Origin of the sequence: Glaciimonas immobilis, from assembly GCF_011947285.1 — a bacterium.
Lineage (GTDB): Bacteria > Pseudomonadota > Gammaproteobacteria > Burkholderiales > Burkholderiaceae_D > Glaciimonas > Glaciimonas immobilis.
The window spans coordinates 325885-342629 of the sequence record NZ_JAAOZT010000009.1 but is presented as its reverse complement, the minus strand read 5'-3'; the positions used below and the strand labels follow the sequence as shown (position 1 = coordinate 342629).

The following is a 16745-nucleotide window of genomic DNA, read 5'->3' as shown; positions in this document are numbered from 1 at the left end:
TGTTTTGCGCGTCTGGATGGTGACACGAGGCAAAAACCAGGCACCAGTATGGCACCATCATCCGAATTCAACCAAAATCAACGGTATCCACCATCTTCGCAGAGCGCACTGAATCCGCGTTAGAAAACGGTTCATTTAGTTTCAAAGTCAGACATTTAGCCGCACCACCAGCCTTTAAAAACTCCGTAAGCGGCGTTTGATGCGCTTGATAACCATGTGCCATGAGCGTCGCCACCAATGCCGGGGTGGCTCGGTTAAGAAAAATGTGATTGCCACAATTGACGCTGTTACACGCAAAATACAACGCGTCCGTCGCGCTTACGATGATCCGTCGATGTGCCGGAACGCGTGCGGTGATAACGGCCTGAGATGCGGCATCGAAAGCATCGGGGAAATACATGACCTCGCCGCCCTCAAGTGGACAGAAACACGTATCAAGATGATAAAAACGCGGGTCCACCAAACGTAGCGGCTGCACTTCAATGTCCAGCAGTTGCGATAGCGCGCCAGCGCATGCCACATCGGATCGGTGTCCGTGACCAAACCATAACAACGCATCTTTTCGGTCGAGTAATGCGTCCCCCGCTCCTTCAAACGGCAGGTGCGGTGCCAGCCTCAACACTTCAAAACCGCGCGTCAAGAACCAACGGGCGAAGTAGATTTCTTCGGCCTCCCGCTCAACATGCCGAAATCTGGAAAGGACTACTTTGCTCCCGCGCACGACGCCGCCATTGGCGGTAAACACCATGTCGGGGACGCCGGGTCTGCCCTGTATCAGTTGGATATTTGCGACGGCAGAGATTGCAGACGTTAATGCGTTCCATTGCTGCGATGCAACAGTGCGATCTGCGTGTGCAATATTGCCTGCCATCCATGGATTAATGATGTAGGAAACCTCGAAATGATCGGGTGCACACATTAGGTAGGTCGATCTGCTGCTCGTCCTGATTTCCGAGAGGGTGCCCAGTGTCGGGTTCGAGGTTTCGCCCGATCCTCCGGTCGCCCTCATGCGGCACTCCGCTCGGCGGGTTCGGTAACGGTTGGTATTGCCTCAAAAGCCTTCCGAATAATGCTGAGTGCGGTATCAATTTCACCCGCACTAATCGTCAACGGCGGTGCAAACCGCACCACGGTTTCATGCGTGTCTTTGGTCAGCAAGCCGAACTCCAGCAACAATTCGCAAAACGCCCTTCCCGAGATAATGGCTGGATCCAGTTCTACGCCGATAAGCAGGCCTTTGCCGCGCACCGCACGTATCGCGGGATGCGAGATCGCGCGCAATCCACTTTGCAAACGGCGGCCCATGCGTTCCGCGGCAGCGGGCAAATGATCATCGCGCAAGAGCGACAGCGCGGCGTGACCGACCGCAGCGGCAAGCGGATTGCCGCCGAAGGTGCTGCCGTGATCGCCGGGCGTAAATACCGCCATGACGTCTTCACGCGCTAAAAATGCCGACACCGGCAATAAGCCGCCACCGAGTGCTTTCCCAAGAATCAAGCCGTCCGGCACGACGTTCTCATGATCGCAGGCCAGTAATCTGCCGGTACGGCCCAATCCGGTTTGCACTTCGTCGCAAATGAGCAGAACATTATGGCGTGAACAGATTTCACTGCATGCTGTCAGATAGCCTTCTGGCGGCACGATGATCCCGCCTTCTCCCTGAATTGGCTCGACCAGAAACGCGGCAGTATGCGGTGTAATCGCGGCTTCCAGTGCCGCGGCATCACCGAATGGGATCGATACAAAGCCCGCTGCGAAAGGACCGAAACCATCGCGATATTGCGGTTCGGACGAGAAGCCGATAATGGTCGTAGTGCGGCCGCCAAAGTTACCTTTGCAAACGATGATTTCAGCGCTGTTATCGGGTATCCCTTTAACCTTGTGCCCCCATTTGCGGGCGGCCTTAAGTGCGGTTTCGACTGCTTCTGCACCGCTATTCATTGGCAGCGCTTTAGGTTGCCCGGTCATTTCACAGAGTAGTTGCAGGAATGGCCCCAATTGATCGGTATAAAACGCACGCGAAGTCACCGCGAGCCGGTTGGCCTGACGGGTCAGTGCACTGACCAAGGTGGGATTGCTGTGTCCGAAGCTGACTGCCGAATACGCGGACATCATGTCGAGATAATGCTTGCCCATTTCATCGATCAGCCACACCCCGCGACCACTGCTGAGGACGACCGGTAATGGGGCGTAATTATGAGCGCAATAGCGTGTTTCCAACGCGATGGCAGGATTTTTCATGATGCGCTCCGGTCGTTAATTATGAATACATGATAGTCACAAAACATAAAAATAATTGTGCATAATGGAGCATATTTTTAAACTTCGGCGCACGAATCGTGCATAAAATTGGAAATAATGGAAAACCTTGATCGCTACGACAAAATTATTTTACGCATGCTGCAAGCCAATGGCAGGGCATCCAATGTGGAGTTATCGGAACAGGTAAATTTGTCGCCGCCGCAATGCTACCGGCGCGTACATCGGCTGGAAAAGGAGGGCATTATTCGCGGTTATGCGGCACAGGTAGAACCCGCCGCGATTGGACTGGGTGTGACGGCGTTTGTCAGTCTGAATATCGCTCGTGAACAATTCAAACAGGTGCGAAAGCTCGAAAAAATCATCCGCGCTTTCCCGGAAATCCTGGAGTGTTACGCCATTTCCGGCGATTTCGATTATTTGCTTAAAGTTGTCGCCAACGACTTGAAATCGCTATCCGGATTTCTGACAGATCGGCTGATGCAGGTCCCGGGCGTGGCGGGCGTTAAATCGATGGTGTGCCTGGAGGAAATAAAGTCGCCAAGTCCGTTGCCGTTGGCGGATTAAGGCGATAACAATCTTGATCACTAACGCGCTGGCATCCTTGAGTCCCCCAAAATTCAAGCGGATGAATACTTCTCTTTATTTCAGAAAGAAGTTTAACCGCCACCATGCATACGTCATATTCTGCTTGCTGATTGACCCGAAACCGCGCTCGCATAGTGAAGTACACACCAAACCGCCGAGTCATATCAACGGTGATCGGGCATGTTGATATCACCGGCCAAACGTGCATTGGTGATTCTCATAGGCCTGATGACCCGCAATATTTATTTTTCCGACGGCTATCACGTGTTACCGTTATCCGTGGGTTTCCGTTACATTATTTCGCTGTTAAGCGTACTTTAATTCCTTATTCTATTCTGAAATTATGTGCCAGTTACTTGGAATGAACTGCAATGTACCGACCGACATTGTGTTTAGTTTTACCGGTTTTTCTACCCGCGGCGGCCAAACCGACCATCATAGCGATGGCTGGGGCATTGCCTTTTTTGAAGGCAATGGTGTGCGCCATTTCGTTGATTACCAGGCGGCAGTCGCGTCGCCGGTGGCGGACTTAATCCGTCGCTGTCCGATTAAATCCAAAAACGTCATTGCCCATATTCGCAAGGCGACACAAGGGCAAGTGGCGCTGGAAAATTGCCACCCTTTCGTTCGCGAGTTATGGGGACGCTACTGGGTGTTTGCGCACAATGGTGATTTAAAAGAGTTTGCCCCGCAACTGAACGGCGCGTTTCGCCCGGTCGGTACTACCGACAGCGAGTTGGCGTTTTGCTATATTTTGCAAGAACTGCGACAGCGTTTCGGCGAGACGTTACCGTCTACGTCCGCGCTAACCACGGCGTTGCAAGAACTCACCACCGAGATCGCCGGGCACGGCACGTTTAACATGATGCTTTCTGACGGATCGGCTTTGTTCGCGCATTGCTCCACCAATTTGTATTACATCATTCGACAATTTCCGTTTGCTGAAGCCAAGCTTTCGGATGAAGACGTGACTGTGGATTTCTCTCAGGTAACGACGCCCAAGGATCGCGTTGCCGTGATCGTGACCTCGCCATTGACCACCAACGAGGTCTGGGTGCAGTTTGGCGCGGGGGAATTGAAGGTGTTTGTGGATGGAGAAGTGCGGGTCTGAGGACGGGTCTAAAGACGCGCCTAAATGCGGCGCTGGAATGCACTGAAAATGGTGAAAAAATAGAGGCGCACATCGCGCCACATTGCTTCACCATTGGTTATGTTATTGGTTATGTTATCGATTAAGCGTCCGCATAATCAATTGTCAACGGCGCGTGATCAGAAAATCGCTCGTCCTTGTAAATCGCGACCGCGTGCGCCTTGCCGGCGATGCCGGGCGTTGAGATGTGATAATCGATGCGCCAGCCAACGTTTTTAGCCCATGCCTGACCGCGATTACTCCACCAGGTATATTGCTCGGCACGCGGCTCAACTACGCGAAATACATCCACTAGCAAAACTTCATCAAACAGCTGCGTTAGCCACGCCCGCTCTTCCGGCAGAAACCCGGAATTCTTCTTATTGCCTTTAAAGTTTTTTAAATCGATCTCATTATGGGCGATATTCCAGTCGCCACAGATGACCACTTCACGGCCACTGGCTTTGAGTTCTTGCAGATGCGGCAAAAAGGCTTCCATGAAGCGAAATTTAGCCAGCTGCCGCTCTTCGCCAGACGATCCCGAAGGGCAATACAGCGAAATAACGGTCAGATCGCCAAAATCGCATTCCACATAACGCCCTTCGGCATCAAACTCGGGATTTCCAAAACCAATCCGGACTGCATTGGGCGCACGTTTGCTGTACAGTCCAACGCCGGAATAACCCTTTTTTTCTGCATAGTGAAAATTGCCGACATATCCTTCCGGTGCCAGCATTTCCGGCGACATGTCAGGGGCCTGCGCTTTTAACTCCTGCACGCAGATAAAATCGGCGGATTGCTTGTTTATCCACTCGAAGAAACCTTTTTTGGTGGCAGAACGGATGCCGTTAAGATTGGCTGAAATAATTCTTGGCATAGAGTGATGTACTAGGATATTTGCGTTGAAAGAAGAATGGGAAATCGGCAATACAAGTCGACCAATGCCCGAATGCGTTAGGATACCCGATCCAGAGGTAACCGCAAATTGAGATATCGGATATCAAAGTACACCATGGCATTTAGCTTAGCTCAACCCGCGTACAGCAAAATCGATATCAAGAAAAGTACCTTCATTGGATTCGTCACTGCCGTGGCGGGACGTCCGGAAGCCTTGACCGAAATTGCACGTCTGCGGGCTGAGCATCCCAACGCCGCGCACGTTTGCTGGGCACTGCTGGCCGGCGGCCACTCCGGCGCGTCAGACGATGGCGAACCTGGCGGCACTGCCGGCCTGCCCATGCTAAACGTATTACGTCATCAGGATCTGGAACAGATTTTGGCGGTGGTGGTCCGTTATTACGGTGGGATTCGCTTGGGGGCCGGAGGGTTGGTGCGCGCTTACACCGATGCGGTGGCGCAAGCGTTACTGGGCGCGGAGAAGATCGAACTTGTCGCGACCATCACGTTGTGCGCTACGGTGCCTTATGCACTGGAAGGGACTTTGCGCCGATTGCTACAAAACAACGGAGCCACGCTGGGGGAAGTCAGGCATAGCGAGGCGGTCAGCATGTGTTTTTCGCTACCACTCTCCGCCGCATCGGCGTTACAGCACGACGCCAATGAAGTCTGTCACGGTGCCTTGCAATGGCATTCTCCCGATGACGCTTAAAAGACGCTGGCGTAAATCACCATAACGTATCGCAGGCGGTCAATTGCCGCCCTGCGTGCGTATCATGGCAGGCTTTATGCGCGTTGATTCACGCATTGATGCGTTTGTATTTGTTTTCATTACACGCAACTCAGTGCACTTGGACAGCTACCGGCATCCGGCCTGACGTCACAACGCGACTCACCGCTGGTTTCTGTAATTGTACTTTAACTACGCTTTGACCCTGATCGGCCTCAAGCACTATGCGACTACCCGCCGCGACATTCAGATGGTCGCCAGCACTGAGCCAATAGTCGTCGCGCTCGCCCGAAATCGTCACCCAGACGCGACCACTGGTCACTTGCAATGTTTCGGCTCTTTTTGCCTGCATCGACAATACCTGGCCCGCATTCAGCGCTAATGACTGTTCTATTCCTTTTGTGAATAATGCTCTCATGATGCTTCTCCGTTGGACTACTGGTATATTGCTAAAATTACTCCGGATTCTTTTCCATTCCGTAATGCCTACCACGCATAATGTTGGAAAATGTTCCGGTAACAACATTCTAGTCAACAGTCCTGCTAGAACAAAACGAGTAATACAACCTTGTCTTGCTAATTTTATTCATATGAACGAGGAGTCGTGATGGCAGATTTGCGCAAGCTTCCGCCGCTTTCCGCGTTGCGTGCATTTGAAGCGGCAGCGCGCCATGATAGTTTTTCCCGCGCTGCTGAAGAAATACATCTGACGCCCGGCGCGATCAGCCATCAGGTGCGGGCGCTGGAGGAGGAACTGGGACTGGCGATGTTCACCCGCCATGGCAAGCGCATCACGATTACCGACCAAGGCCGACGCTTTGCCGCCACCATACGCAGCGCGCTGACCGACATCGCAAACGCCGCAGAAGCGCTAAAAGCCGATGCGCGGCAAAAGCGCCTGACTATTTCGGCACTGCCTTCGTTTGCCGCGCGCTGGCTGGCACCGCGTTTATGGAAATTCATTGATTTGCATCCGGATACCGAAGTGGTCCTTCAATCATCGAGCCAGCTTCAGGATTTGCGGCGTGAGCAGGTTGACGTGGGCATCCGCTTTGGGGTGGGCCATTACCCGGGAATGATGGTTGAAAAATTAATGGATGACTACTATTATCCGGTCGTCAGTCCGCACTATCGCCAAGGTCATTTACCCGAATCACCGCAAGCCCTGGCGCAATGTACATTGCTGAGGATGGATACGGACGAGTCCTGGCAACCGTGGTTTGATGCAGCTGGCATCTCAATTCCCGAACCGAAGCGCGGCCTGCAAATTGAAGACGCGTCATTGCTATTGCGCTCGGCCTCGGACGGCTTGGGCATTGCGCTCACGCGTCATGCCATTGCGCTGCAGGAAATCGCCTCAGGAGAACTGATTCGCCTGTTTGATATTGTCATACGCTGTCCTAATGCATACTATTTTGCATGCCCGCCTGAAGCGATGAACAAGCCACAGGTTCAGGCATTCCGTTGCTGGTTAATGGAAGAAATCAGGCAATTTAAAGCACAAAGCAGTTGGCCGGGATAACCGGACCAACTGCTTTTGAGTGATTTGAGGCGAACCTGAGCGAACCGCCAAGGTTTAATGTGGCGGAACCGCCATTTCTTTATAACACCATTTTTACCATTGGATGGGTCGATAAGGCACTGTACAAATTGTCCAGTTGCTCGCGACTGGTAGCTTTAACCGTCACCGTTAAACCAGTGTAATTACCCTTGGCAGAGGGTCGTACTTCCAACTTATCAATATGAAAGGTTGGATCGTGCTGCACCACCACACCTACGATCGTTTCGGCAAAGGCGTCGTGGGTCGGTCCCATAATTTTGATGGGAAAATCGCTCGGATAAACGATCAGGCTATCTTCTGGAGGAATGATCGGAGTGGTCGGGGTTGTCATAATAGTTACTCTCTAATAATCAGACGACATGCAAAAATAGCATGGTGCTGAGGAAAATACAGATCAGGATCAGGCACTCCACAGACACCAGCGATTATTGCTAAAGAGCGGCGTGAACGGCGTTAGCAAATTTTGCGCCTTGATATGCCTGATATAACTGCTGATAGATGGGGCCGGGTTGACCGTTTCCAATGGTTTTGCCATCAATTACAGTAACCGGCAAAATCTCCTTGGTCGCCGACGACAGCAGCACCTCGTCAGCCTCCATAACTTCTTTACGCTCTATACGGCGCGCTACGAACGCGATGTTGTTGGCAGCGCAAAGCTCTTCAATCAAGCTATAGCGTATGCCCTCCAAAATCAAATTATTCTTCGGCGGTGCCATCAACACGCCATTGTTAACAATCCATACGTTGGACGACGATGCTTCCGTCAGAAAACCATCCCTAAACTGAATTGCTTCGACCACGCTATGCTCTGCCGCATGTTGTGCTGCCAACACGTTGCCCAGCAACGAAATCGACTTGATTTCGCAATGCAGCCAGCGCTGATCCTCCATGGTTACACATGATACGCCTTTGTCGCGCACTGCATCACTTGGCAGTACCAACGGATTGGTCATGATAAAAACAGTCGGCGTCAGGGCCTCTTTAGGGAACGCATGACCACGCTTGGCGACGCCACGTGTCACATGTATGTAGACCATCTGATCGTCTTTGCCATAAGGCGCCACCACTTGATTAATTAACGCCATCCACTCTGGCTCGTTATGCGGATTTGGAATACCTATCGCGGCAAGACTACGAAATAATCGCGCCATATGATGCTGGGCGCGAAATGCGTTGCCAGCATAAATAGGGATAACCTCATACACGCCATCACCAAAAATAAAGCCTCTGTCCAGCACGGGGATGCGCGCTTCGGAGAGGGGCGTCATAACGCCATTAAGATAAACGATGGAATCTTGCATGATGGTTTTCTTAAAAATAGGTGAGGATTCAGTCTGCCACAGGTGCGATTGGGGCGGTATGCAAAAAAAGTATGTAAAAAAGGAGCGTGTGGGAAACCGACTTGACATGCATTATAAAATCACGTGGGTATTTGGAGGATTGCAATACCGCGCACCGGTCTGTGGCCAGCGCCCTAAAGCGCGCCCCTTTGGCTGTATTCGATAATCGCCCCACCGCGCACTGCAAGCACCCGCTGAAAAACAATTGCGCCCCGGTCATAAGCAATGACAGGGGCGCAAACGATGGATTAAGCAATTGCTCTATTTCAGATCGTGCAACGAGAAATAATTAAAGCCGCTTGAAGAACAAGCGGATCGAATCCCAGATCCGACCGAAAATACTCGCCTGACCGACCTCTTCCAACGCCAATACGTTCAACTGTGTCAACGCTTTATCGCCGACCATAATCTTCAGCGTGCCGACCTTGTTACCGAGGCCGATTGGCGCAATCAAAGGATCCGTGCGCTCCAGAACCGGCTTGATTTTGTCTGCTACACCTTTTGGAACAGTGACAAAAATATCGCGGTTAAATCCCACTTTGATTGCGCTTTGTGAACCTTTCCAGACTTGCGGCGTGGCGACGGCCTGACCTTTGGAATACAACTTAACGGTATCGAAGTTCTGAAAACCCCAGTTCAGCAACTTTTGCGCTTCCTGAGTACGGGTCTGGTCTGAGACAGTACCGACTACGACGGCTAGCAGACGACGCTCGCCAGTACCATTAGGCCGTTTGGCTGAAGCAATGATCGAATAACCGGCGCTACTGGTGTGTCCGGTCTTCATGCCGTCGACCGATGGATCGGACCATAGCAGGCGATTGCGGTTAGGCTGTTTAATCTTGTTATAAGTGAAAGATTTAGTTGAGTCGATTTTGTAAAATTCTGGAAAATCGTCGATGACATGCGCCGCCAATATCCCAAGATCGCGTGAGGTCGTATAGGTGTCGGCACTTGGCAAGCCATGCGGATTGCCGAAATGCGTCGATTTCATTCCCATGCGCTGCGCTTCGCGATTCATTTGCACGACGAATGCGTCTTCAGTCCCGGATACAGCTTCGGCCAACGCCACGGCGGCGTCATTACCCGAGACCACCATCAGACCGTACAACAGGTCGTTAATCGACACTGGCGTGGCCGGATCAATAAACATTTTAGAGCTACTAGGATCTACTTTCCAGGCACGTACGGAGACGTTAACCATCTGATCCAACGTCAATTTCTTGTCTTTTAGCGCACCAAATACGACATAAGCCGTCATGATCTTGGCTAACGATGCGGGCTCGACCCGTAAATCGGCATCTTGCGAGGCTACGATCTGATCGCTGGTTGTATCCAGCAATAGCCATGACTTGGCAGCGACCGACGGCGACGGCAACGTGGTCTGGGCGAAAGAAATCGTAGCGGACAACAACGTTGCAGCGAATGCTGCGATTATTTTTTTCATAAAGGTAATTAATAAAGTCGGTGTGAACGACGTTGGCACGACCGGCAGCATTCGCAGCTAATATGCCGCTAATTTGCCGCTATCGCGCGGTTGAACAAGGAGTAGAACCAAGGAAGCAGAATCGGGAAGCAACGTACCACAAGACTACGGCACAACGGCACTACAAAAAAATTAACTAACAATGAACCGGAATTATAGCCTCCTCGGTATGCAACAAAACCTCTGGCGCTACTTCTAGACCACATCACTATCATCCATGAGGTCGGTAACCTGCTATGTTGGTCGCCTCCGCTTTTGCCGGAAGCCTGTCAGCGATGCCACATTTCGACCATCAAAGTCTTGATATGTTGCAACTTGCGATGAAAAAAATGATCCGCGCCCGGAATGACGATCACCGGGATGTCTTGCGGACGCGCCCAGTCGAACACGGCGCTTAATGGAATTGTCTCATCGAGCTCACCGTGCACCACAATACTGTTGGCGGCCACCGTTGGCATCGGCCATTTTCCCGCTGCGGTTCCGACCAGTACCAGACGCTCGGCTGGCGCCCCGGCGGCAATTAAACGTTGTTGTAATTGGGATTGCACGAAGGTGCCAAACGAAAACCCGCCCAGCGCCAGTGGCAGCGTCGGATATTGCTGGCGCATATGCACCAGCAAGGCGGCCATATCGTCCGTCTCGCCGCGGCCCTCATCGTAGACGCCTGCGGACTCGCCAACCCCACGGAAATTCATCCTCACCGCCACATAGCCGAGTGCCAAAAAACCACGCGCCAGAGTGTGCGCCACCTTATTGTCCATGGTGCCGCCAAATAACGGATGTGGATGGGCCACCAGCGCCAAACCCCGCGGGGTCGGAAATAAATCAACGTCTGGCAGATCCAGTGCGCACTGCAGGGCACCAACCGGTCCGGCGATAGAGAAAGGCGAAGTTTGTGCGTTCATAACTTTTAGTTTAATGGTAACTAACGGATCGGCGGGCAGTAGCTGCCATCGTTGTCAGTCATCCCGTCCTCTCCGTAGCGTTGAGGTAAATTATTTGCGGGGATTAACAATTGGACTGGGTAGACGGCGCATGTCTTATCGCGTGTTGTCAATTGGGCTACTAGTTATAAAAAGCTCTATTTATGCCCATTGCCTGCGAGGGTTAAAGCGAAGACTAAACAGCGCCAACCGTCGCTCAGATTTTGAGACGCTCGACAATTTTCCCGCCCACAATATGCATATCGATAATTTCATCAATGTCTTCATTATCGACATAGGTATACCAGACGCCTTCTGGATAAATGACCAGTGCTGGCCCTTCTTCACAACGTTCCATACAACCCGCTTTGTTGATTCTGACCTTGCCTTCACCGGCGAGGCCAAGCGCCTTAATACGGCGCTTGGCGTGCTCCTGCGCTGCTTGCGCGCCGCTGCGGGCACAACAGGTGCGATCACCGGGAGGACGCTCGTTAAGGCAAAAAAAGACATGGTGCGCATAAAACGGCGCTGGTTTGGCGGTCTCGCCGGAGGGTTCGCCCGGCAGGTCGGATAGGATATCGCTCATAGCTGTAAGGATTTATAAGTTAATTGAAGTAAGCAAGTAGACTGGAATCATACACCGGAGTCGATTTTTTTCGCACGGTGCATAGGATGAAACAAAAACCAAAGCGTAAAAAATGGCCACAATAGCGCCAAAAACTGCGCTGCACCATTGAAGTTCAGAAATTTGCCCAATGACCAGGTTTGTACGGTTTCAATAAAATAAGGATTGTCCGGCACTACATTCACAACGGTCAGACTGACGATGACGGCCACCGCTGCGACCCACCGTTGCAACCGCCGTCGGGCAAACCCCAATGCGATCAGGACGACTGTGCCAATTAACAAGCCGGTTACCGCCCCCGGCGTCATCCAGATCAGCATGTTGTCAGGTGTAAACAGCAATGCCGAAGCGAAAGTCTTTACTGCTAGCGTGAGCATTATCATCAAAATAACGAGCGTAATTCTGGGCGCTTTTTTTCGCAACAGTATAAGCAACGTCAATCCCGCCGCGATCAGACCACAGGCACTGATCACCGTTTCTGTCATCCAGTACTGGACCGCCGATAGTTGGACATCATCGGTCATCATGGCGGCTAGATCCATGGGCTCTGCGAACCAGTCGGATAGCCAGGTCGACAGCATCGACGTTACCTGGCCGAAGCCAAACAGGTGATTCAATGGCGCAATCTGCGCCAGCGGCCATAACGCAACCATGACCATGCCGTGGCTGGCCTCACGATTAAACCAATGATCACGCAGCAACAAAAGCTTACTCTGCGGTCCGAACCGGTAGCGAATCACCGCACCGGTAATGCTTCCCAGCAGCGCGCCGATACTATTGGTCAACAGGTCCAGATTGGAGGAAACCCGGGTGGGGAGATAGGTCTGAACCGCTTCCATTAAACCCGAGAACAAGACGCCGCCCACCGTCACCAGCAAAATCGTGACCAATAGCGGAATTCTGCGGGGGAGCACCAGGACCGTTAATAAACCTAAGGGCATGTAGCCGACCACATTGGTCCATACGTCAAATACGGTCCAATAATGGGGCAACGGCGCGAGCAGGAATGCCCAAGGCGTCAAACCGACGTCGCGCCAGCCACTGAACGGATACCAGCTGGCGTAAATAATTAACAGCAGGTATATCAATAAACTGACACGCGCAAACGACGAGGAATGCGACGCTGAACGGCGTTCTGCAGCCGAGGTTGAACCCGTCATAAGAACTGTCTCATTGCGCAATTGTAAAATGCCACAACATAAATTAACTCTCCATGGATTACGTTTTTTGTTGCGCTTTCTGACGGTGGATGGTTCTACCTTCTGGAAACGCGATCACTTGTTCGGGGCATGCTCACCAACCATCCTATCAGGTCGTCGTTTATGCCATCACTTGCGATAGAAAAGACTCGCATGTTGGCGGCATCGGTCAGTGTCGGCGGCGGTCGACCGCGCAATCCTCGCACCGACGAGCGCGCCTCGCTAGCCAGCGCGTTAAACCGGGCCAATGTATTGTATGGGATGCTATCAGCCACCGAACCGGCGTTAGTCACCCTCACGGATAACTTGGTCGTCGGTCCAGCGAGTTTAAGTGAGAAATGCAACTAAATCTCCTAAATGCACTACTTTTCTAAATGAAAGTGGTTTAACGCTACTTTTTACAGACTATACGAAGTCGTTTTGATGTGGGGCTTACCCAAATCGGCCGACAACCACCTTGCCTACGCTGCCGATGCAGGCATTATGCGTACACCATGCTGCGCAGGTGGCAGGAAAGCACAACGACGCTGGGGCAATTTTGCGTAAGTCCTGCGCCATCCGCTACAATGCGCGGCATGACCTCCTCACCATCTTCACCGTCCTCACTTTGCGCAGAACGCATCTCGTCACATGTCCGATCGCGTACCGCGTCACGTTCCGATCAAATCAGCATTGAGGTCGTGGCCGAGACCGGTTCCACCAATGCCGACTTACTCGCGTATATTCAACATTCGCAAGGACCGCAGACTTCGTGCTTGCCTAAACTACTCATCGCAGAGCAACAAACTGCCGGGCGCGGGCGGGCGGGCCGCAGTTGGATTTCGGCGCCGTCAGCAGCACTGATGTTTTCGCTAGCGTGGCGCTTTGAGCAACCATTGCAAAAGCTGGTCGGTTTGCCATTGGCGGTGGGGGTGGCGATTGCTACCGGGCTGAATGCGTTTTTGCAGCGCGCGATTGACCCTGACGAGCATCCCAATGCATCAGGAACAGATTCCGGGATCAGACTAAAATGGCCTAACGATCTGTTATTAGGGGACAGCAAATTAGGCGGCATTTTGATCGAAACTGTCAACGCTGACACCACAGGCATGCACGCGGATCGCGCCACCTGGGCGGTTATCGGTGTCGGTATTAATATTGCCATGCCGACTGATCTGCAACACCAACTCGGTCGCAGCGTCGCCAATCTGCCGAAGGTCATCTCGCAAATCGGCGCGCCCGAAGAATGTGACCGCAACCTGCTGATGGCAAGTCTGTTAGTCAGTCTCATGCAAGCGCTGGAACAATTTGAGCAAGCAGGCCTTGGCGCCTTTGTAACGCGCTGGAATCTGCTCCACGCGCATGCAGGCCAGCAAGTGGTTATTTTGGACCAAGGCAAGATACTGAATGAAGGCACCGCGCTCGGGATTGACGATATCGGTCGATTTTTACTACAAACCACAAGCGCAGCGCGCCCCGTCGCTATCATGGCGGGCGACGTCTCGCTACGGGTGAAAGAAATGTAATGAGTAAGATAATGGAAAACAACACCCCCGGTGTGCGCTCAGGTCTACTTCTAATTGATGCGGGAAATACGCGCATCAAATGGGCCTTCACCGATCTTCCCAGTCCTGATGATTCCGCCGCAACGCCAATCTGGCGCGCGTCCGGTTCCGTCGCGCACGCAGACGTCTCCGACCTGTCGACCGCATGGAGCGGCCTTACGGTAACGCGCGTGCTGATTTCGAACGTCGCAGGCGAGGCCATCGCTGAGCGCCTTCAACATCAATTGCAATTAGTTTTTGGCAAGAACATCTCGCCCGAATGGTTTGCCTCGTCGCAACAACATGCAGGTGTGCGCAATGCTTACCGCAATCCGAGTCAGCTAGGCTGTGATCGCTTTGCGTCCGCTATCGGCGCGCATCGCTTATATCCGCAGCAAACGCTATTGCTGGCGACTTGCGGTACAGCAACTACCATCGACCTGATCGAGGCCGACGGTGTATTTATCGGCGGCATGATCCTGCCGGGGCTGGGCCTGATGGCTAGCGCATTGGCGCGCGGGACTGCGCATTTACCCATGATTCTCGATCAGGTCGTCATTTCAAGGCCGTTTGCAGACAACACGGAGGATGCGATCATTAGCGGTTGCATCGCCGCTCAGGTGGGCGCGATTTCAACCGCGTTAGCATTTCAGCGTCGCGATCATCCGGCAACAGAAATAACCTGTATTCTCACAGGCGGAAGCGCCCCTGTCATCGGCCCTCATCTGCCGATGCCATATAAAAGCGTCGATCATCTTGTCCTGATTGGGTTATGGACTAGCGTTATCTGAAACCAAATGCTAAACCACACAATGCTATGTTGAAAATATTTTTCTGGTTATTACTGTTATTTAATATTGGCCTGTTTGCGATGCAACAGGGCTATCTGGATAAAACGGGTCTCAAGCACAGCGGAAGGGAGCCAGCGCGACTGCTCAACCAGATACAGACGGACAAAATCAAATTAATCCCGGCAACAGAACTTGCGCAGCAAGCACTTGCCGCAAAAGCGAACGAAGACCGCGCTAGCAATACAAACAGCGCATCTTCCGCCGCCACGAGTACCAGCTCTGTCGCCGCGGCAAGCGTTTATTCGTGCACGGAAATAGGCAATTTCACGGCAGCCGAAGCCCGACGATTTGCCAGCCAGCTGGCGGAACTCGCACCCTCAATCAAACCCACACGCCGCGAAGTGCAAGAGATTGGAAGCTACAGAGTTTACCTGCCGTCGTTTGGGAGTCAGGATAACGCCAACAAAAAAGGCGAAGAACTACTCGGCATGGGTATTAACGACTTTTTTGTGATTCAGGATGCCCCACCGCTACGCTATGGTATTTCGCTGGGCACTTTTAAAACCGATGAGGCATCGCGGACACAGGTCGCCCACCTTGAAGAAAAAGGGCTCACCGGCATGCGGGTAGAAGCCCGTAAATCAACTTTCGGCAAGATCGCTTTTCAGTTAAGAACGTTGACCACCCAAAACCACACGCAGTTTGAGAAAGTCGCCGCCAGTTTTGCCAACAAAGAAATACGCGATTGCGAAGCGCCCGCGCCAGACTAAAGACAAATAGTCAGAGAGCGCTGCCATGGCGCCGTGGATACTGGCAACTGTCCCCAACCCCTATTGCCTCTAGTGCACATAAGGAACCGTTAGACTGATCAGGGTGTTGACGTTAACGTGATGCAATCCAATAAAAGTCTTAGACATACAGGGCAAAAACATGCACTTTTGTTCACAGGTTCAGCAATTTTGGATGCCGTTGGTACCGCCATCAATGCGGGCAGCCCCTGACACCAACAGTCCTCCAAACAGTCCACCGCGCAACCAGTGGCAACGCCGCAAGAAAATTGTTGCTTGCAGAGGGACATTACACCGTGAATTGCTCCAATAAACACCCTGTCGTTGCACGCATGAAAAATTTAACCTGATCATTGGCACTCGCTTATCATGGCCGAAGATAATAACCCCGCGCAACCGCATAGCCTGACACTCATGGCCAGCCCCATCGACACCCGCATTAATCCGACTGGCGTCAACGAACTCGCAACCAGCAAGCCCTTTGAATGGTTTGAAAAAAACCTCATTAGCACCGTCCCGCAACGCCATCCGGGTGCCGGCCGCCGCGTGTATCCAGAGTTTTGGCAACTCTCAGCGATCATGAGTATGAACCTGCAACGCCATGTTAATGCGTTCAAGGGACTATATTCAGACCTTGTCGAAGGCGATCTGGAAAAAGCCAATACGACCCGCGCTTTCTATCAGGAATATTTTGCAGTACTGGACCTGACCGAGGACTTTTATCTGGAGACGATCCGCGATGTCTTTCAGCGGTCGCATCAATAACGATCTGACAACAAACGGTCGTCGCAAGATGCCAACAAGGCACTGATTTACAACTCAAAATGGCCGTTTGTGTGTTTTATCCTAACATCGCCGTTTTGCAACCAACAAGCTCCGACTTTTCCATGTAAAATCGCGCCCATTACC

General features: G+C 52.3%; 20 protein-coding genes and 1 pseudogene. 10 read left to right on the top strand and 11 right to left on the bottom strand.

Translation table 11 applies throughout. The features are described 5' to 3' along the window. Positions 1-67: 67 nt before the first annotated feature. Both HAV38_RS15840 and rocD read right to left on the bottom strand, forming a co-directional pair. Positions 68-1009, bottom strand: a complete 942-nt coding sequence (locus tag HAV38_RS15840) for a dimethylarginine dimethylaminohydrolase family protein (protein WP_168056337.1) — start codon at positions 1007-1009, stop codon at positions 68-70. Then, complete coding sequence (rocD, locus tag HAV38_RS15835; protein WP_168056336.1) at positions 1006-2241, bottom strand: ornithine--oxo-acid transaminase; 1236 nt, start codon at positions 2239-2241, stop codon at positions 1006-1008. The genes HAV38_RS15840 and rocD overlap by 4 nt, the downstream gene beginning before the upstream one ends. Positions 2242-2358: 117 nt before the next feature. Between rocD and HAV38_RS15830 the strand changes: the two genes are divergently transcribed. The 3 genes from HAV38_RS15830 to HAV38_RS15820 all read left to right on the top strand — a co-directional run bounded on the left by HAV38_RS15830 (position 2359) and on the right by HAV38_RS15820 (position 3958). Then, complete coding sequence (locus HAV38_RS15830; protein WP_168056335.1) at positions 2359-2826, top strand: Lrp/AsnC family transcriptional regulator; 468 nt, start codon at positions 2359-2361, stop codon at positions 2824-2826. A gap of 201 nt (positions 2827-3027) precedes the next feature. Further along, complete coding sequence (locus tag HAV38_RS15825; protein ID WP_168056334.1) at positions 3028-3168, top strand: hypothetical protein; 141 nt, start codon at positions 3028-3030, stop codon at positions 3166-3168. A 22-nt stretch (positions 3169-3190) separates the two neighbouring features. After that, on the top strand, positions 3191-3958 hold the full coding sequence (locus HAV38_RS15820; RefSeq protein ID WP_168056333.1) for a class II glutamine amidotransferase: 768 nt from the start codon (positions 3191-3193) through the stop codon (positions 3956-3958). A 121-nt stretch (positions 3959-4079) separates the two neighbouring features. On the opposite strand, the gene HAV38_RS15815 is transcribed toward HAV38_RS15820, so the two are convergent. Then, on the bottom strand, positions 4080-4853 hold the full coding sequence (locus HAV38_RS15815) for an exodeoxyribonuclease III (RefSeq protein ID WP_168056332.1): 774 nt from the start codon (positions 4851-4853) through the stop codon (positions 4080-4082). Between the two features lie 135 nt (positions 4854-4988). Here HAV38_RS15815 and HAV38_RS15810 point away from each other — a divergent pair, with 135 nt between their 5' ends. After that, a complete protein-coding gene (locus tag HAV38_RS15810) occupies positions 4989-5585 on the top strand; it encodes an IMPACT family protein (RefSeq protein ID WP_168056331.1) in 597 nt (198 codons plus the stop codon). 130 nt (positions 5586-5715) lie between these two features. Here the strand turns inward: HAV38_RS15810 and HAV38_RS15805 are convergent, their stop codons facing one another. Continuing rightward, positions 5716-6021, bottom strand: a complete 306-nt coding sequence (locus HAV38_RS15805) for a DUF2917 domain-containing protein (RefSeq protein WP_168056330.1) — start codon at positions 6019-6021, stop codon at positions 5716-5718. 189 nt (positions 6022-6210) lie between these two features. On the opposite strand from HAV38_RS15805, the gene HAV38_RS15800 reads away from it, so the two are divergent. Then, complete coding sequence (locus HAV38_RS15800; RefSeq protein WP_168056329.1) at positions 6211-7125, top strand: transcriptional regulator GcvA; 915 nt, start codon at positions 6211-6213, stop codon at positions 7123-7125. Positions 7126-7204: 79 nt separating this feature from the next. On the opposite strand, the gene HAV38_RS15795 is transcribed toward HAV38_RS15800, so the two are convergent. From HAV38_RS15795 to HAV38_RS15770, 6 genes are all read right to left on the bottom strand, one after another. Then, positions 7205-7495, bottom strand: a complete 291-nt coding sequence (locus HAV38_RS15795) for a DUF493 family protein (protein WP_168056328.1) — start codon at positions 7493-7495, stop codon at positions 7205-7207. 100 nt (positions 7496-7595) lie between these two features. After that, positions 7596-8465: a D-amino acid aminotransferase gene (locus HAV38_RS15790; RefSeq protein ID WP_168056327.1), complete on the bottom strand. Its 870-nt coding sequence runs from the start codon at positions 8463-8465 to the stop codon at positions 7596-7598. A 328-nt stretch (positions 8466-8793) separates the two neighbouring features. Beyond that, a complete protein-coding gene (locus HAV38_RS15785; protein ID WP_168056326.1) occupies positions 8794-9948 on the bottom strand; it encodes a D-alanyl-D-alanine carboxypeptidase family protein in 1155 nt (384 codons plus the stop codon). A 308-nt stretch (positions 9949-10256) separates the two neighbouring features. After that, complete coding sequence (locus HAV38_RS15780; protein WP_168056325.1) at positions 10257-10892, bottom strand: alpha/beta hydrolase; 636 nt, start codon at positions 10890-10892, stop codon at positions 10257-10259. Between the two features lie 235 nt (positions 10893-11127). Next, a complete protein-coding gene (locus HAV38_RS15775) occupies positions 11128-11496 on the bottom strand; it encodes a (2Fe-2S) ferredoxin domain-containing protein (protein WP_168056324.1) in 369 nt (122 codons plus the stop codon). Positions 11497-11543: 47 nt separating this feature from the next. Beyond that, complete coding sequence (locus tag HAV38_RS15770; protein WP_168056323.1) at positions 11544-12695, bottom strand: VanZ family protein; 1152 nt, start codon at positions 12693-12695, stop codon at positions 11544-11546. A gap of 162 nt (positions 12696-12857) precedes the next feature. On the opposite strand from HAV38_RS15770, the gene HAV38_RS15765 reads away from it, so the two are divergent. The 4 genes from HAV38_RS15765 (at position 12858) to HAV38_RS15750 (ending at position 15818) form a co-directional block, all read left to right on the top strand. Next, positions 12858-13082 (top strand): hypothetical protein, encoded by a 225-nt coding sequence (locus HAV38_RS15765; RefSeq protein WP_168056322.1) that lies wholly within the window; start codon positions 12858-12860, stop codon positions 13080-13082. A 227-nt stretch (positions 13083-13309) separates the two neighbouring features. After that, positions 13310-14239, top strand: a complete 930-nt coding sequence (locus HAV38_RS15760; RefSeq protein WP_168056321.1) for a biotin--[acetyl-CoA-carboxylase] ligase — start codon at positions 13310-13312, stop codon at positions 14237-14239. 11 nt (positions 14240-14250) lie between these two features. Next, entirely contained in the window at positions 14251-15048 is a 798-nt protein-coding gene (locus HAV38_RS15755; protein WP_168056477.1) for a type III pantothenate kinase, read from the top strand. A gap of 26 nt (positions 15049-15074) precedes the next feature. After that, positions 15075-15818, top strand: coding sequence for an SPOR domain-containing protein (locus HAV38_RS15750; protein ID WP_168056320.1), 744 nt, complete (start codon positions 15075-15077; stop codon positions 15816-15818). Between the two features lie 98 nt (positions 15819-15916). Here HAV38_RS15750 and HAV38_RS22320 read toward each other — a convergent pair whose 3' ends face one another. After that, positions 15917-16126, bottom strand: coding sequence for a cysteine-rich CWC family protein (locus tag HAV38_RS22320; RefSeq protein ID WP_375791668.1), 210 nt, complete (start codon positions 16124-16126; stop codon positions 15917-15919). A 76-nt stretch (positions 16127-16202) separates the two neighbouring features. Here HAV38_RS22320 and HAV38_RS15745 point away from each other — a divergent pair. Then, a pseudogene (locus tag HAV38_RS15745) lies at positions 16203-16586 on the top strand (polyhydroxyalkanoate depolymerase); the annotation flags it as partial. Positions 16587-16745: the final 159 nt, after the last annotated feature.

Bases quoted from the DNA above. Each gene is read 5' to 3' on its own strand.
- HAV38_RS15840 (WP_168056337.1), bottom strand. From the start codon at position 1,009: ATGAGGGCGACCGGAGGATCGGGCGAAACCTCGAACCCGACACTGGGC.
- rocD (WP_168056336.1), bottom strand. From the start codon at position 2,241: ATGAAAAATCCTGCCATCGCGTTGGAAACACGCTATTGCGCTCATAAT.
- HAV38_RS15830 (WP_168056335.1), top strand. From the start codon at position 2,359: ATGGAAAACCTTGATCGCTACGACAAAATTATTTTACGCATGCTGCAA.
- HAV38_RS15825 (WP_168056334.1), top strand. From the start codon at position 3,028: ATGTTGATATCACCGGCCAAACGTGCATTGGTGATTCTCATAGGCCTG.
- HAV38_RS15820 (WP_168056333.1), top strand. From the start codon at position 3,191: ATGTGCCAGTTACTTGGAATGAACTGCAATGTACCGACCGACATTGTG.
- HAV38_RS15815 (WP_168056332.1), bottom strand. From the start codon at position 4,853: ATGCCAAGAATTATTTCAGCCAATCTTAACGGCATCCGTTCTGCCACC.
- HAV38_RS15810 (WP_168056331.1), top strand. From the start codon at position 4,989: ATGGCATTTAGCTTAGCTCAACCCGCGTACAGCAAAATCGATATCAAG.
- HAV38_RS15805 (WP_168056330.1), bottom strand. From the start codon at position 6,021: ATGAGAGCATTATTCACAAAAGGAATAGAACAGTCATTAGCGCTGAAT.
- HAV38_RS15800 (WP_168056329.1), top strand. From the start codon at position 6,211: ATGGCAGATTTGCGCAAGCTTCCGCCGCTTTCCGCGTTGCGTGCATTT.
- HAV38_RS15795 (WP_168056328.1), bottom strand. From the start codon at position 7,495: ATGACAACCCCGACCACTCCGATCATTCCTCCAGAAGATAGCCTGATC.
- HAV38_RS15790 (WP_168056327.1), bottom strand. From the start codon at position 8,465: ATGCAAGATTCCATCGTTTATCTTAATGGCGTTATGACGCCCCTCTCC.
- HAV38_RS15785 (WP_168056326.1), bottom strand. From the start codon at position 9,948: ATGAAAAAAATAATCGCAGCATTCGCTGCAACGTTGTTGTCCGCTACG.
- HAV38_RS15780 (WP_168056325.1), bottom strand. From the start codon at position 10,892: ATGAACGCACAAACTTCGCCTTTCTCTATCGCCGGACCGGTTGGTGCC.
- HAV38_RS15775 (WP_168056324.1), bottom strand. From the start codon at position 11,496: ATGAGCGATATCCTATCCGACCTGCCGGGCGAACCCTCCGGCGAGACC.
- HAV38_RS15770 (WP_168056323.1), bottom strand. From the start codon at position 12,695: ATGACGGGTTCAACCTCGGCTGCAGAACGCCGTTCAGCGTCGCATTCC.
- HAV38_RS15765 (WP_168056322.1), top strand. From the start codon at position 12,858: ATGCCATCACTTGCGATAGAAAAGACTCGCATGTTGGCGGCATCGGTC.
- HAV38_RS15760 (WP_168056321.1), top strand. From the start codon at position 13,310: ATGACCTCCTCACCATCTTCACCGTCCTCACTTTGCGCAGAACGCATC.
- HAV38_RS15755 (WP_168056477.1), top strand. From the start codon at position 14,251: ATGGAAAACAACACCCCCGGTGTGCGCTCAGGTCTACTTCTAATTGAT.
- HAV38_RS15750 (WP_168056320.1), top strand. From the start codon at position 15,075: ATGTTGAAAATATTTTTCTGGTTATTACTGTTATTTAATATTGGCCTG.
- HAV38_RS22320 (WP_375791668.1), bottom strand. From the start codon at position 16,126: ATGTCCCTCTGCAAGCAACAATTTTCTTGCGGCGTTGCCACTGGTTGC.